This is a genomic window from Aeromonas sp. S12(2024) (genome assembly GCF_041402305.1).
GTDB classification, from domain to species: domain Bacteria; phylum Pseudomonadota; class Gammaproteobacteria; order Enterobacterales; family Aeromonadaceae; genus Aeromonas; species Aeromonas veronii.
The window spans coordinates 130,934-144,804 of the sequence record NZ_JBGLRB010000008.1; the positions used below are offsets into that span (position 1 = coordinate 130,934).

Genomic DNA, 13,871 nt, shown 5'->3' on the forward strand with positions numbered 1-13,871 from the left:
GGAAGAGCTATGCAGAACTGGAAAGTGACCCCGGCCGAGGTGTTTGCCGCCTCCCCGCTGGTACCCGTGATGGTTATCAACGAGCTGGATCAGGCCCTGCCGATGGCCAAGGCGCTGCTCGACGGCGGCATCTCTGTCTTCGAAATCACCCTGCGCACCCCGGTGGCGCTTGATGCCATCGCCCTCATTGCCAAGGCGATGCCGGATGCCATGGTCGGTGCCGGTACCGTGCTCAACTGCGAGCAGTTTGACGCAGCCGTTGCCGCCGGTGCCCGCTTCGTCATCTCCCCGGGGATGACGCCGGCCCTGCTGGCCCACGCGGCCAAGAGCACCGCGCCGCTGATCCCGGGTGTGGCAACTCCGTCTGAAGTGATGCAGGCGCTGGAAGCGGGCTATGACCACCTGAAGTTCTTCCCGGCCGAAGCGAACGGCGGCACCAAGGCGCTCTCCGCCATTGCCGCGCCGCTGCCCCAGGTGAAGTTCTGCCCGACCGGCGGTATCGGCCCGAAAAACGTGGCCGACTATCTGGCGCTCAAATGCGTGGCCACTGTCGGCGGCTCCTGGATGCTGCCGGCCGATGCGGTCAAGAGCGGCAACTGGGAAGAGGTGACTCGCCTCTCCCGCGAAGCGGTTGAGTTGGTAAAACGCTAAGCATCAGTTGTGCAGAAAACCAAACAGGCCACCCTCGGGTGGCCTGTTTGTTATCGGCGTGATTTAAGTGGGTGAGGGAAGGGATTAACCCAGACTCTCCCCGACATAGAGGGAGAAGCCGATATCCTTGCGGGTGTCGGGTTGGGATTGGCCGTTGAGACGTGCCAGCAGCATGGTGGCCGCCTCCCGACCGATCGCTTCCCGCGGGGTGGCGATACTGGCCAGCTTGGGGGTCATGGCGTGGCCAATGTCGAGGGCGTTGCAACCGGCGATGGCGATCTGCTGGGGCACCGGGATCCACTTGGCTTGACACTGCAGCAGAGCACCCACCGCCAGGTCATCGTTGGTGCAGAACAGGCCATCGAGGTCGGGATAGCGTACCAGCGCCTGATCCAGCAGCTCGCCCCCCAGAGTGAAGCTGGAGGATTGTTCGGTCAGCAGATGCTGGCCGGTGAGGCCGAAGTCGGTCATCGCCTGATAGTACCCCTCCATCCGCAGCTGGGTACGTACGTCGAGCCGCGCCCCCAGATAGACCACCTTGCGTCGGCCCCGGCGCAGCATCTCTGTTACCATGGCCCGGGCCGCGGCTCTATGATCCATGCCGACCACCATGTCGATGGGGGTTTGTGGCAGATCCATGGTCTCCACCACCGGAATGCCGGCGGTGGCGATCATCTTGCGGGTGCGTTCGGTGTGCTGGCTGTCGGAGAGGATCAGCCCATCCACGTGATAGGAGAGCAGGGACGCGACCTGTTCCTCCTCTCTCTCCGGACTGTAACCGTAGTGGGCCAGCAGGGTCTGGTAGCCAGCCGGTCGGGTCACCGACTCGATGCCATGGATCACCGCCGAGAAGACCTGGTTGGAGAGGGAGGGGATCAGGATGCCGATCGCCTTGCTGGTCGCGTTGGAGAGAATGTCCGGCGCCCGGTTGGGGATATAACCCAGCTCTTCCACCACAGCCGCGATCCGCTCGCGGGTCCCCTCCGCTACGGTCTGCGGGTCGCGCAGATAGCGGCTGACAGTCATCTTGGTCACGCCGGTCTGGTCGGCGATATCTTGCAGGGTGGGGCGGCGCTTGCGGGTGGGGCTCATAGGGGTGTCCAGCGTGGATGTTACATGTAACATTACCGTTTTTGGCGGATAAAGTCAGCATATGAAGCCGTTTTTGCAGGAGTTTTCCGATGATCAGAGGCAAGCAGTTCGTGGATGTCCGGTTCGAGCAACAGGATGTGGAGGGGGAGCAGTTCTCGGAGTGCCGCTTTATCGGCTGCAACTTCTCCTGGCTGGATTTGAGCGATAGCCGCTTCATCGACTGCAGCTTCTACGATCGGGAGAGTGAACGGGGCTGCCTGTTGCAGGGTTGCGATCTGCGCGAGGCCAGCTTCCTGCGCTGCGATCTCACCATGGCCGATTGCAGCCGCAGCCAGTGTCTGGGGTTGGAGATGCGCGACTGTCAGGCGGTCGGTATCAACTTCGGCCACGCCAGCTTCGCCAATCAGATCACCGCCAAAAGCTACTTCTGCGAGGCCCATCTGACCGGCAACAACTTCAGCTACGCCAGCTTCGAGGGTTGCCTGCTGGAGAAGTGCGAGCTGACCGGCAACCGTTGGCAGGGGGCCAACCTGTTTGGTGCCTCGCTGGCGGGTTCCGATCTCAGCGGCTCCGAGTTTGGCCAGATCGACTGGACCAGCTTCAAGCTGCAGGGCTGCGATCTGCGCCAGTGCGACCTGCCGGGGCTGGATCTGCGGCGGGTCGATCTGCAGGGGGTGCAGATCAACGAGGATCAGCAGCAGACCTTGCTGGAGCAGATCGGTCTGGTTGTCTTCCCCTGAGCCGAGCGAAAAATTAGGTAATTTTTCATCAAATTAAGCCGACAGTGGGGAGGGCGCTCCTGAAACGACAAAAGCCTGCGTGATGCAGGCTTTTGCTAGTGAGCGTGTGATGCGTTTGTCGGCCGGGTTGACTCAACCCTTGGCCAGCCATTTGGTCGGGTTGATCGCCTCGCCCTGATAGCGAATTTCGAAGTAGAGGCCCGGTCTGTCCTGACCGCCACTGTCACCGACCAGTGCCACCGGTTCACCCTGTTCCACATTCTGGCCAACCTGACGCAGCAGCGACTGATTGTGACCGTAGAGGCTCATATAGCCCTTACCGTGATCGATTACCAGCAGCATACCGAAGCCATCGAGCCAGTCGGCGTAGACCACCTGGCCCGGCGCGACCGCCTTGACCTGGGTTCCTTCGCTGGCGCCGATCAGGGTGCCTTTCCACTTGAGCTGGGCGGTGCGCGGCGAGCCGTAGGCGATGAGGATCGGCCCCTGTACCGGCCAGCGCAGGCTGCCATTGGTCTTGAGGCCGCTATAGTGACCGGCACTGCTGATGCCCGAGCCGCGCTCCGGTTTGCTGCTGGCCACCTCTTCGGCAGGTTCTGCCGGTTTGACGGTTTTATTCTGCTGGGCGGCGAGTCGTTGTTGCTCGGCGCGGCGCTGTTCGGCCAGCTTGCGCTGACGCTCCTGCTCCGCTTTCAGCTTGGCCAGCCGTTCGCGCTCGGCCCGTTCACGGCGCTCCTGCTCTTCCCGCTTGCGACGCAGCTCTTCCAGCCGGGCTTTCAGCGCTTTCTCCGCCTTGACCAGCTTGGTGAGCTTCTGCTCGTCATCCTGCACCGACTGCTGCAACTGGTTGCGCACCTTGGCCCGGCTCTGCTGGCTGGCCAGCAGGGTCTGGTGATGCTCCTGCTGTTCGGCAAGCAGGGTCTGCAGTCTGGTTTCGGTCTCTTTGGTTGCCTGCTGGTTTTTCGCCAGCTTGTCGCGGGTGGCGCGCAGGGCGTCGATGGCCTCGATACGGGCCTTGTTGAGGTAGTCGTAGTAGTCGAGCGAGCGGCTCAGTTTGGCCGGATCCTGCTGATTGAGCAGCAGTTTGAGGTAGTCGTGGTTGCCCGCCTGAAAGGCGCTCTCCGCCTGTTTGGCCAGCAACTGCTTTTGATGTTTGGCTTGAACTTCCAGCGCCAGCTTGTCTTTTTGCAGGGTAGCCAGCTTCTGCTGGTTCTGCTTCAACTGCTGCCTGGTCTGGTTGAGTTTGGCGGCGGCGGCCGAGATGTCCTGCTCGTCAGCCTTGAGCTGGGCATTGAGCTTGGCAAGCTCCTGCTTGCTGAGCTTGATGGTCTGCTGTTGCTCTTTGATCTGGGACTGCATGGTCCCCAGCTGCTGATTGGCGGCCAAAGCCGGTTTGCTGGCGCCAAACGACAGGCAAAAAAACAGCGCGCCGGCCAACAGGCCGACGCGACTGGTTTTCTGTGAAATAACTTCGCATCCCCGCATGGGGAAGGATTATTTCAGAATCATCAGGGGCTTGCCAGTCATTTCCGGCGGCACCGGCAGACCCATCAGGGTCAGCATGGTGGGGGCCAGATCGGACAGTTTGCCACCTTCAACTACCTCGGCTTTGCGACCGAAATAGATGAGCGGAACCGGCAGATTGGTGTGGGCGGTGTGGGCCTGACCAGTCTCTTCGTCCAGCATCTTCTCGGCGTTGCCGTGGTCGGCAGTGATCAGGCACTCGCCACCCACTTCGGCCAGGGCGTCGGTCACGCGGCCGATGCAGTGGTCAACGGCTTCACAGGCTTTGACGGCGGCATCGAATACACCGGTGTGACCAACCATGTCGCCATTCGGGTAGTTACAGATGATGACGTCGTACTTGCCGCTCTTGATGGCCGCAACCAGCTTGTCGGTCAGCTCTTCGGAGCTCATCTCCGGCTGCAGGTCATAGGTCGCCACTTTCGGGCTGGCCACGATCTCGCGATCTTCGCCGGTGAAGCAGGACTCTTCGCCACCGTTGAAGAAGAAGGTGACGTGAGCATACTTCTCGGTTTCGGAGATGCGCAGCTGGGTCTTGCCCTGCTTGGCCAGCCACTCACCCAGGGTGTTGACCAGAGCGGTCGGCGGGTAGGCACAGGCAGTTTTGATGTCGGCCGCGTATTCGGTCAGCATCACGAAGTTCAGCTTCGGCTCGACTGCACGAGCGAAGCCGGTGAAGTCGGTGTCAACGAAGGCGCGGGTGATTTCACGGGCACGGTCGGCACGGAAGTTCATGAAAATCAGCGCATCACCATCTTCCATCGGTGCCGCTTCGCCGATGCGGGTGGCTTTGACGAACTCGTCGTTCTCGTCGCGGGCATAGGCGGCAGCCAGTGCTTCGGTGGCGCTCTCAGCGGTGAACTCGCCCTTGCCCTGGGTCATCAGGTCATAGGCTTGCTGCACGCGATCCCAGCGGTTGTCGCGGTCCATGGCGAAGTAACGACCGATCATTGAGGCGAAACGACCCTTGCCCAGCTTGGCGAACAGGGCGTCGAACAGCTCGATGGAGGACTGGGCGGAGCGCGGCGGAACGTCACGGCCATCCAGGAAGGCGTGCAGGTAGATCTTCTCGGCGCCGCGCTTGGCAGCCATTTCGATCATGCCCATGATGTGCTCTTCGTGGCTGTGTACGCCACCCGGGGACATCAGTCCCATGATGTGAACGGCTTTGCCGTTGGTCACGGCAGCGTCAACAGCCTTGGCCAGCTCGACGTTCTGGAAGAATTCACCGTCCTGGATGTCTTTGGAGATGCGGGTCAGCTCCTGATAGACGATGCGACCGGCACCGATGTTGACGTGGCCTACTTCAGAGTTGCCCATCTGGCCATCCGGCAGACCGACATCCAGACCGGAGCCGGAGATCAGGGTGCTGGTGTAGTCACGGGCCAGACGATCGAGGTTGGGAGTCTTGGCGGCAGCGACGGCGTTGTGCTCTTGCTTGGTGCTGTAGCCCCAACCGTCCATGATGACCAGAACCAAAGGTTTCTTAGCTGTTGACATAAGACTATGTCCTCTCGGATTGGAAAAAATGCGGGAAATGAAACTAGCGTAATATTACTACATCTGCCGAAATAGTCACCTGATAGCCAAGGGGCGCTCCCGCGACCCCGCAAGCCATGCCCTTCCTGCCATGCTCGCTGCCCAATGATGATGGGAGCCTGCTCGCGCTTTGCCGCCAAGATGGCTGATCTTATCAATACCCCCATGTATACTCGGGCCCTTGTCTTGGTCCCTGGATAGTAGAAGATGCAAGAGTATTTGGATTTTGCGGCCCGTAACCCGCTGCTGACCGCAGCCTGGTTGGGTCTGGCTGGCACCCTGGTTTACACCACTGTGCGTGCCCGTTTGTCCCCGGTAAAAACCGTCAACAACCACACCGCGACCCTGCTGATCAACCGCGAGAATGCCACCGTGGTGGATATTCGCAGTCAGGAAGAGTACGCCAAGGGCCATCTGGCCGGTGCCCAGCACCTGCCGCTGACCCAGATCCAGAGCAATAATCTGGGCCCGGTTGAAAAGCATAAAGATGCCCCCATCATAGTGGTGTGCGAGTCGGGAATGACTGCGGGCGGCGCGGGCCGTCAGCTGAGCAAAGCTGGCTTCAAGCAGGTTTATGTGCTCGGCGGTGGCATGGCCCAATGGCGTGCAGAAAATCTGCCGGTAACCAAGAAACGCTGATTTAAGCAGGGCCTGAGCCCACTTATCCATATAACAAGGAATCAAACGAAATGGCTGACGAGATCAACAACCAGGAAGTACAACCGGAATTCCACATCCAGCGTGTTTACACCAAGGATGTCTCTTTCGAAGCGCCGAACACCCCGCACATCTTCCAGAAAGAGTGGCAGCCGGACGTCAAGCTGGATATGGATACCAAGACCAACATCCTGGCTGAGAGCGTGTACGAGGTTGTCCTGACCCTGACCGTGACTTGCAAACTGGAAACCGAAACTGCCTTCCTGTGCGAAGTACAGCAAGCCGGTATCTTCACCATCGGTAACCTGCCGGAGCCGCAACTGGCTCACTGCCTGGCTGCCTTCTGCCCGAACATCCTGTTCCCGTATGCCCGCGAAGCCGTGGCCAACATGGTGAGCAAGGGTTCCTTCCCGCAGCTGAACCTGGCACCGGTCAACTTCGATGCCCTGTTTGCCCAGCACATGGCGCAAGCACAGGCCCAGCAGGCGACTGCGGAAGCCTGATAATGGCTGACCAGATCGCTATCTCGGTCTTGGGGGCGGGGTCTTATGGCTCCGCCCTTGCCATTTCTCTGGCGCGCAACGGTCATCCGACCCTGCTGTGGGGTCACGACCCTGCTCATGTCGCCGAGCTGGAACAAGACCGCTGCAACAAGGCTTTTCTGCCTGATGTCCCTTTTCCTGCCGATCTGCAGCTAACTGCGGATCTGCAACGTGCGGTACAGGCTGCCCCCGTGCTGCTGCTGGTCGTGCCGAGCCATGTATTTGGCGATGTGCTGACCCGGATCAAGCCCTTCCTGCGCCCCGATACCCGTATCGCCTGGGCCACCAAGGGTCTGGAGCCGGACAGTGGCCGTCTGCTGCAGGATGTGGCCCGCGAAGTGCTGGGTGACGAGATACCGCTGGCGGTCATCTCCGGTCCCACCTTCGCCAAGGAGCTGGCTGCCGGTCTGCCGACCGCCATCTCGGTCGCCTCGACTCACGACGAGTTCGCCGACGATCTCTCCCATCTGCTGCACTGTGGCCGCTCCTTCCGGGTCTATACCAATCCGGATTTCGTCGGTCTGCAGCTGGGTGGGGCGGTGAAGAACGTCATCGCCATCGGTGCCGGTCTCTCCGACGGGCTAGGATTTGGCGCCAATGCCAGAACCGCGCTCATCACCCGGGGTCTGGTGGAGATGCAGCGTCTGGGTGCGGTGCTGGGTGCCGATGCCAAAACCTTTATGGGGATGGCGGGGCTCGGGGATCTGGTGCTCACCTGTACCGACAACCAGTCGCGCAACCGTCGCTTCGGGCTGGCCCTCGGGGCTGGCAAGGATGTGAACACCGCCATGACCGAGATCGGTCAGGTGGTGGAGGGATATCGCAACACCAAAGAGGTGCATCTGCTGGCGGCCCGCTGCGGCGTCGAGATGCCCATCTGCGAGCAGATCTTCAAGGTGCTCTACGAGGGTAAGAACCCGAAAGAGGCGGCCATCGCCCTGCTGTCGCGAGACAAGAAGGACGAGTAATCTGCCGATTGCCCATGCAAAAGGCCCCGCCGGATGGCGGGGCCTTTTCTTTGCTGCAAGGGCTGCAAATCAGTAGTAAGAGTGGTCGCCGCGCTGGTGCTCGGTGGCATCTTTCACACCGTTGAGCTCACCCGGGAATTTCTCCAGCAGCTGCTTCTCGATCCCCTCTTTCAGGGTGTAATCGACCATGGAGCAACCGTTGCAACCACCGCCAAACTGCAGGATGGCCAGTTTGTCTTCAGTCAGCTCGACCAGGGTGACCTTGCCACCGTGACCGGCCAGCATGGGGTTCACTTCGGACATCAACACGTACTCGATGCGCTCGATTAGCGGCGCGTCGTCGGCCACTTTACGCATCTTGGCGTTCGGTGCTTTCAGGGTGAGCTGGGAGCCCATCTGATCGGTCACGAAGTCGATGGTGGCATCCACCAGGAAGGGGGCGCTAAGGGGATCGACCATGCAGTCGAAGCCGCTGAAGGGCAGGTGTTGATCTTCCGGGTCCACGGCATCGGGCGGGCAATACGATACGCCACACTCGGCATTCTGGGTTCCCGGATTGACCACAAACACCCGGATATTGGTGCCATCAGGCTGTTTTTCCAGCAGTTTACGGAAATGGGCCTGGGCGGCGTCGGAAATGCTGATCATCACTATCCTCATAAACCTGAGTGTACGACTAGGGTATTCATGATAACGCGGTTATTAATGCTTGGGTAGCATGCCGATGGCTACTTGCTGTGCCGCAGGGTTCGACAGATTGCCCACACTTCTACCTTTGTGATGCCGCTCTCATGGAGCAAACGGCTGAGCTGCCCAGCGGTGGCGCCTGTGGTAACCACGTCATCGAGCAGGGCGACATGGCGATAGTGGTGCGGCGCGATATGAAATGCGCCGCGCAGATTGCGCCGCCGCTGCCCGGCGCTCAGGGTTGTTTGTTGCGGGGTCGCCTTGATGCGCTGCAACAGAGTGTTGTCGCAGGGAATGTCGGTGAACTCGCCAAGGGCTTGTGCGATCTCCTCCGCCTGATTGAACCCGCGCCGCCACTGCCGCCACCAGTGAAGGGGAACCGGAATGATCGCTTCTGGTGGATTGCTGCCATCCAGATGATCGGCCAAGAGGCGTGCCAGTAGCGGCGCCAGCAGGATCTGGCCGGAATATTTGAGCCGGGGGATCAGTATCGGGTAGGGGGTTTGATAGTCGCCAATCACCTGCAACCGATCCCAGGGGGGAGGTCTGCGCTGGCAGCGGCCGCAGACCGGTATGCTCTCTTCTATATAGTCAGTCAGCGGTGCGGCGCAGAGGCGGCATCTCGGCTGTGACTGGTGCAGCGCCTGCCGACACCAGCTGCAGAGCAGGGGCTCGTTGTCGCAAGGCTGATGGCAGAGCAGGCAACTCCCTTGCCAGTCACCGTGGCTGCCGAGCAGCGGGCTTGCTTTAGCGAGCAGTCGCTTTAACATGCTGACCCCAAGAGCATGAACAGGGATCTTGAGTCTAGATGAGCATATCGGTAGAGCAGTTTGGCCAGGGGCCCGATCTGGTGCTGTTGCACGGTTGGGGGATGAACGGCGCGGTCTGGCATGGCATTGCCCAACAGTTGGCGTCCCACTATCGGGTTCATCTGGTGGATTTGCCCGGCTTTGGCAACAGCCTGCTGGCAGACGAGGTGGATTATAGCCTGCCCTGGCTTGCCGAGCAGGTGGCTGCTATCTTGCCGCAGAATTGCCATCTGCTTGGCTGGTCGCTCGGCGGTCTGGTGGCAAGCCAGTTGGCGCTGACTCATCCCGATCGGTTGCACTCCCTGATCACGGTAGCCAGCTCTCCCTGCTTTATGGCGCGGGACGAGTGGCCCGGAATTGCCCCCAAGGTGCTGACCGGTTTCAACCAGATGCTGGCGGGGGATTTTCGCCAGACCATAGAGCGCTTTCTGGCGATCCAAGCAATGGGCAGTGAACATGCCCGGGACGATATCCGTCAGTTGCGCCACTGGCTGGCCGAGCGGCCGGTGCCCGAGTTTGCCGCACTCGAGGCCGGACTGAGGCTGTTGGCCGAGATTGATCTGCGCGAACCGCTGCTGGAGCTGGATCTGCCCTGGTTGCGGATCTATGGGCGACTGGATTCATTGGTACCCAAGGCGGCCATTCCCCTGCTGGATGATCTCTATCCTGCCAGCCGCAGCGTGACCCTCAATAAGGCCTCACACGCACCTTTTATCTCCCACCCTGACGAATTCATTGAAATCGTTCGAGATTTTGTTGGATAAAAAATAGTCAACAAGCTTCATTAATCCTCTGGTCTGGCGGATAATTAAGCTGTGACCAGAGGAGTAACATCATGCGTATTGATTCTGCTTTCAACAGCGGGGTACAGGGATTTCAGCGAGCCGAGCAGATTGCCGACAAGGCATCCAATCAGATCGCCCGTCTCAACACCCCCAGCGGGGATCAGGTGCAAGTGACCGATGAGCTCGTCAATCTCAAGGTGGCCGAGCTGCAGGCTGGCGCTTCCGCCAAGGTAGTGCAGACCGCCAGCGATATGATGGGAACCCTGATCGACATCCGGGTGTGAGATGAACATCAATGTCAGTCTGCCTCCGCTTATCCCGACACAGCTGCAACCCCAGGTGGAAGCGGCGAGGACGGATAATCGCCGGGCAGAACTGATCCCGCAGGCCCGGGCGGGCCAAGCCTCCGTTGCCGAATCCGAAGTCGGCTCCCAGAAAGAGAAATCCAAAGCCGGTCAGGCCTCCAGCAATCAGACCTCCCAGAACAGCCGTGAAACCGGGCAATTAGCGCCGACGACACTGCCAGACAATCGCTTTGTCGAGGCCACCGGTGAGGATGGGCAGCGCAAGCAGCAAGATCCCAAACAGCAGGAGCAGCAACAGCGGCAAGAGCAGCAGGTTCAGGATCTTGTCGAGCGTGACAAGGAGGTGCGTACTCACGAGCAGGCTCACCAGTCTGCGGGTGGAGAGTACGCCAGCTCGCCCACCTATCAGTTTACGCAAGGGCCGGATGGCAAGCGTTATGCTACGGGTGGCGAAGTCCAGATCGATACCAGTGTCGTACCCGGTGACCCTGCGGCTACCATCGCCAAGATGCAGCAGATCCGCTCTGCAGCGCTGGCGCCTGCCGAGCCTTCCGCGCAGGATTTGGCCGTTGCACGCAGCGCCGCCGCGAGTGAAGCCAAGGCGCGCAAAGAGCTGATGGCCGAGCAGAGCGCGAAATCGGGCGGTGTGCTGAGTGCCTATATGGACAAGCGCAACAGCGTCATCGCGGGCCACTATCAACAGGCTGTCAGCCCGGCTTCTACCCAGTCCCTCAGTCTGCATATCTGAATCACCCTCGCCAAACTTTCAGCTGCTTTGCCTGTTTTGCAACTAACCTGAAGATCAGGCCCATTCCAATTTCACAGGAGCTGTCATGCATTTCGATGAAGTCAAAGCGGAAGATTTCACCACCTTCTCCCGTGTACCGCCCCCCCACCTGCAGATGGAGCAGTTTCTGATGCAGCTCGGAGGAGGAGGAACTGAAGGAACCAGTTTCAAGAAGAAAGTGATGCTGGCGGCTGGCTGGAGCCACACCGGCGTCGTCTCTTACGGCAAGTATCCGCAAGAGGCCTGCAAGGCATTCAACCGACTGCGGGAGGTGCTGGCCCAGCATGGAGAGCCCGAGAGCATACTTGCTGCCCTGACGCAGTAATCCTGAGCTTCGCGTGTAAAAAAGCCCCTTGCGGGGCTTTTTGCATTTAGAGACGTTCCGGACGGTGTCGTTACTTTTTCGCTTTGGAGAGCGCTGCCGCGAAGGCGTTGCCCATGGCACCACCCATAGGGGGGCTTTGGCGCGGCTCATTTCTTGGCTTGGCGTTGCCAGCACTGCTGTTGCGCGCTTCAGCCGACTTGCGGGCAGCTTGTCCCGCTTTCTCGTCGAGGCGCATGGTCAGGCTGATCCGCTTGCGCGAGGCGTCCACTTCCAGCACCTTGACCCGCACAATGTCGCCCGCCTTGACCACCTCGCGGGGATCCTTGACGAAACGGTCGGTCAGGGAGGAGATATGCACCAGCCCGTCCTGATGAACACCGATATCGACGAAGGCGCCGAAGTTGGTGACGTTGGTGACCACCCCTTCCAGTACCATCTCTGGCACCAGGTCGCTGATCTGCTCCACCCCTTCCTTGAAGGTCGCGGTTTTGAACTCGGGGCGCGGGTCGCGGCCCGGCTTGTCCAGCTCGCCGATGATGTCGGTGACGGTAGGTACGCCGAATTGCTCATCGGTGTAATCGGCCGGTTTCAGGCTGCGCAGCAGGCTGCTGTTGCCGAGCAGACTCTCCACGGTCTGCTCCAGCTTGGCGAGGATCCGCTCCACCACCGGATAGGACTCGGGGTGCACCGCCGAGCTGTCGAGGGGATTGCTGCCGCCGCGAATGCGCAGGAAGCCGGCGCACTGTTCGAAGGCTTTTGGGCCGAGTCGGCTCACTTTCAGCAATTGCTGACGGCTCTTGAATGCGCCGTGCTCATCCCGGTAGGCGACGATGTTCTGGGCCAGCGTCTGGGAGAGGCCGGAAACCCGGTTGAGCAGGGCGACCGAGGCGGTATTCACATCGACCCCGACCGCGTTCACGCAATCCTCGACCACCGCATCCAGTCGGCGGGCCAGCTGGCTCTGGCCGACGTCGTGCTGATACTGGCCCACCCCGATACTCTTGGGATCGATTTTGACCAGTTCGGCCAGCGGGTCTTGCAGGCGGCGGGCGATGGAGACGGCGCCACGGATCGAGACGTCGAGATCCGGGAACTCCTGGGAGGCGAGTTCGGAGGCGGAGTAGACCGAGGCCCCCGCTTCGCTCACCACTATCTTCTGCGCCTTGGCGGCGGGGTAGCGCTCGAACAGGTCGCTGACCAGGCGGTCGGTCTCCCGCGAAGCGGTACCGTTGCCGATGCTGATGAGCTCGACCTTGTGTTTCTGGCACAGCTCGCTCAGGGTCTTGAGGCTCTGATCAATCTGGCGTTTTGGTTCGAACGGATAGATGGTGGCGTGATCGACCAGTTTGCCGGTGGCATCCACCACGGCAACCTTGACCCCGGTGCGGATGCCCGGATCCAGCCCCATGGTGCAGCGCATGCCCGCTGGGGCCGCCATCAGCAGATCCTTGAGGTTCATGGCGAACACCTTGATCGCCTCCTCCTCTGCCGACTCGCGGATGCGACCGATCAGCTCGGTCTCCATTTGAAGCGACAACTTGATCTTCCAGGTCCAGCTCACTACCCCCTGCAGCCATTTGTCGGCCGGGCGGTTCTGCAGATTGAGCTTGAGGTGGTGGGCAATGATCCCTTCGCAGGGGCTGGCACTCTCGTCGTCACCGGTGACCAGCGCCAGATTGAGGATCCCCTCATTGCGGCCGCGCAGCATGGCCAGCACCCGGTGGGAGGGGGCCTTGTGCAGGGGTTCGTCGTGTTCGAAATAGTCCTTGAACTTGGCCCCTTCCTGCTCCTTGCCTGCCACCACGCGGGCGCGCAGGGTGGCATTTTGCCACAGGTAGTCGCGCAGCTTCTCCAGCAGGTCGGCCTGCTCGGCGAAGCGCTCCATCAGAATATAGCGGGCGCCGTCGAGGGCAGCCTTGCTGTCGGCAATGCCCTGTTCGGGATTGAGGAAGGTGGCTGCAGCTTGCTCGGGATCCTGCATCGGGTCGCTGAGCAGCAGGTTGGCCAGCGGCTCCAACCCGGCTTCGATCGCCATCTGCCCCTTGGTGCGGCGTTTGGGCTTGTAGGGGAGGTAGAGATCTTCCAGCCGGGTCTTGCTGTCGGCACCATTCAATTCGCGCATCAGCTCGGGGGTCAGCTTGCCCTGCTCTTCGATGGAGCGAATGATCACCTGACGGCGATCTTCCAGTTCACGCAGATAGCCGAGGCGGCTCTCTAGGGTGCGCAACTGGCTATCGTCCAGACCGCCGGTCACCTCTTTACGGTAACGGGCGATAAAGGGCACGGTCGAGCCTTCATCCAGCAGGCGCACTGCGGCCTGCACCTGCTCCGGGCGAGCATTGAGCTCACCGGCAATCTGTCTCTCTATGGTTTGCATCATGATGTTGTTGAGGGCCTCTGTGGTCGAGTCCGCGCCATCAGGCGCCAAGTGTGAGCACTATATGGGGTCGTGTTGCGGGA

15 protein-coding genes are annotated in these 13,871 nt (G+C 60.7%); 9 read left to right on the forward strand and 6 right to left on the reverse strand.

Features of this window, described 5'->3' with window-relative positions:
* Window positions 1-9 precede the first annotated feature (9 nt).
* Window positions 10-651, forward strand: a complete 642-nt coding sequence (locus ACB035_RS10100; protein WP_005342660.1) for a bifunctional 4-hydroxy-2-oxoglutarate aldolase/2-dehydro-3-deoxy-phosphogluconate aldolase — start codon at window positions 10-12, stop codon at window positions 649-651.
* 84 nt (window positions 652-735) lie between these two features.
* Here ACB035_RS10100 and ACB035_RS10105 read toward each other — a convergent pair whose 3' ends face one another.
* Window positions 736-1,743 carry a substrate-binding domain-containing protein gene (locus ACB035_RS10105; RefSeq protein ID WP_076493932.1) on the reverse strand — a complete coding sequence of 336 codons (1,008 nt, stop codon included), beginning with the start codon at window positions 1,741-1,743 and terminating at the stop codon, window positions 736-738.
* Between the two features lie 89 nt (window positions 1,744-1,832).
* Here ACB035_RS10105 and ACB035_RS10110 point away from each other — a divergent pair, with 89 nt between their 5' ends.
* Window positions 1,833-2,483, forward strand: coding sequence for a Qnr family pentapeptide repeat protein (locus tag ACB035_RS10110; protein ID WP_042059194.1), 651 nt, complete (start codon window positions 1,833-1,835; stop codon window positions 2,481-2,483).
* Between the two features lie 132 nt (window positions 2,484-2,615).
* Here ACB035_RS10110 and envC read toward each other — a convergent pair whose 3' ends face one another.
* A complete protein-coding gene (envC, locus tag ACB035_RS10115; protein WP_371167207.1) occupies window positions 2,616-3,968 on the reverse strand; it encodes a murein hydrolase activator EnvC in 1,353 nt (450 codons plus the stop codon).
* Window positions 3,969-3,977: 9 nt separating this feature from the next.
* Window positions 3,978-5,507 (reverse strand): 2,3-bisphosphoglycerate-independent phosphoglycerate mutase, encoded by a 1,530-nt coding sequence (gpmM, locus tag ACB035_RS10120; RefSeq protein WP_005356867.1) that lies wholly within the window; start codon window positions 5,505-5,507, stop codon window positions 3,978-3,980.
* Window positions 5,508-5,753: 246 nt separating this feature from the next.
* Here gpmM and ACB035_RS10125 point away from each other — a divergent pair, with 246 nt between their 5' ends.
* The 3 genes from ACB035_RS10125 to gpsA are packed head-to-tail and all read left to right on the forward strand — an operon-like array spanning window position 5,754 to window position 7,713.
* On the forward strand, window positions 5,754-6,185 hold the full coding sequence (locus ACB035_RS10125; protein WP_005340640.1) for a rhodanese-like domain-containing protein: 432 nt from the start codon (window positions 5,754-5,756) through the stop codon (window positions 6,183-6,185).
* A 50-nt stretch (window positions 6,186-6,235) separates the two neighbouring features.
* Complete coding sequence (gene secB / locus ACB035_RS10130; RefSeq protein WP_042054222.1) at window positions 6,236-6,706, forward strand: protein-export chaperone SecB; 471 nt, start codon at window positions 6,236-6,238, stop codon at window positions 6,704-6,706.
* Window positions 6,707-6,708: 2 nt separating this feature from the next.
* The gene (gpsA, locus tag ACB035_RS10135) at window positions 6,709-7,713 is read left to right on the forward strand and encodes an NAD(P)H-dependent glycerol-3-phosphate dehydrogenase (RefSeq protein ID WP_371167208.1); all 1,005 of its coding nucleotides are present in this window, start codon (window positions 6,709-6,711) and stop codon (window positions 7,711-7,713) included.
* A 69-nt stretch (window positions 7,714-7,782) separates the two neighbouring features.
* Here gpsA and nfuA read toward each other — a convergent pair whose 3' ends face one another.
* Together nfuA and ACB035_RS10145 are read right to left on the reverse strand one after the other, a co-directional pair.
* The gene (nfuA, locus tag ACB035_RS10140; RefSeq protein ID WP_005340636.1) at window positions 7,783-8,361 is read right to left on the reverse strand and encodes a Fe-S biogenesis protein NfuA; all 579 of its coding nucleotides are present in this window, start codon (window positions 8,359-8,361) and stop codon (window positions 7,783-7,785) included.
* A gap of 80 nt (window positions 8,362-8,441) precedes the next feature.
* Window positions 8,442-9,170 carry a ComF family protein gene (locus ACB035_RS10145; RefSeq protein ID WP_371167209.1) on the reverse strand — a complete coding sequence of 243 codons (729 nt, stop codon included), beginning with the start codon at window positions 9,168-9,170 and terminating at the stop codon, window positions 8,442-8,444.
* Window positions 9,171-9,208: 38 nt separating this feature from the next.
* Between ACB035_RS10145 and bioH the strand changes: the two genes are divergently transcribed.
* The 4 genes from bioH (at window position 9,209) to ACB035_RS10165 (ending at window position 11,411) form a co-directional block, all read left to right on the forward strand.
* Window positions 9,209-9,973 (forward strand): pimeloyl-ACP methyl ester esterase BioH, encoded by a 765-nt coding sequence (bioH, locus tag ACB035_RS10150; protein WP_371167210.1) that lies wholly within the window; start codon window positions 9,209-9,211, stop codon window positions 9,971-9,973.
* 71 nt (window positions 9,974-10,044) lie between these two features.
* On the forward strand, window positions 10,045-10,278 hold the full coding sequence (locus ACB035_RS10155) for a flagellar hook protein FlgE (RefSeq protein WP_042054219.1): 234 nt from the start codon (window positions 10,045-10,047) through the stop codon (window positions 10,276-10,278).
* Between the two features lies 1 nt (window position 10,279).
* The gene (locus ACB035_RS10160) at window positions 10,280-11,047 is read left to right on the forward strand and encodes a putative metalloprotease CJM1_0395 family protein (protein ID WP_279476717.1); all 768 of its coding nucleotides are present in this window, start codon (window positions 10,280-10,282) and stop codon (window positions 11,045-11,047) included.
* A gap of 85 nt (window positions 11,048-11,132) precedes the next feature.
* Window positions 11,133-11,411 carry a hypothetical protein gene (locus ACB035_RS10165; RefSeq protein ID WP_005355353.1) on the forward strand — a complete coding sequence of 93 codons (279 nt, stop codon included), beginning with the start codon at window positions 11,133-11,135 and terminating at the stop codon, window positions 11,409-11,411.
* Window positions 11,412-11,481: 70 nt separating this feature from the next.
* Here the strand turns inward: ACB035_RS10165 and ACB035_RS10170 are convergent, their stop codons facing one another.
* Window positions 11,482-13,791: a Tex family protein gene (locus tag ACB035_RS10170; protein ID WP_371167211.1), complete on the reverse strand. Its 2,310-nt coding sequence runs from the start codon at window positions 13,789-13,791 to the stop codon at window positions 11,482-11,484.
* Window positions 13,792-13,871: the final 80 nt, after the last annotated feature.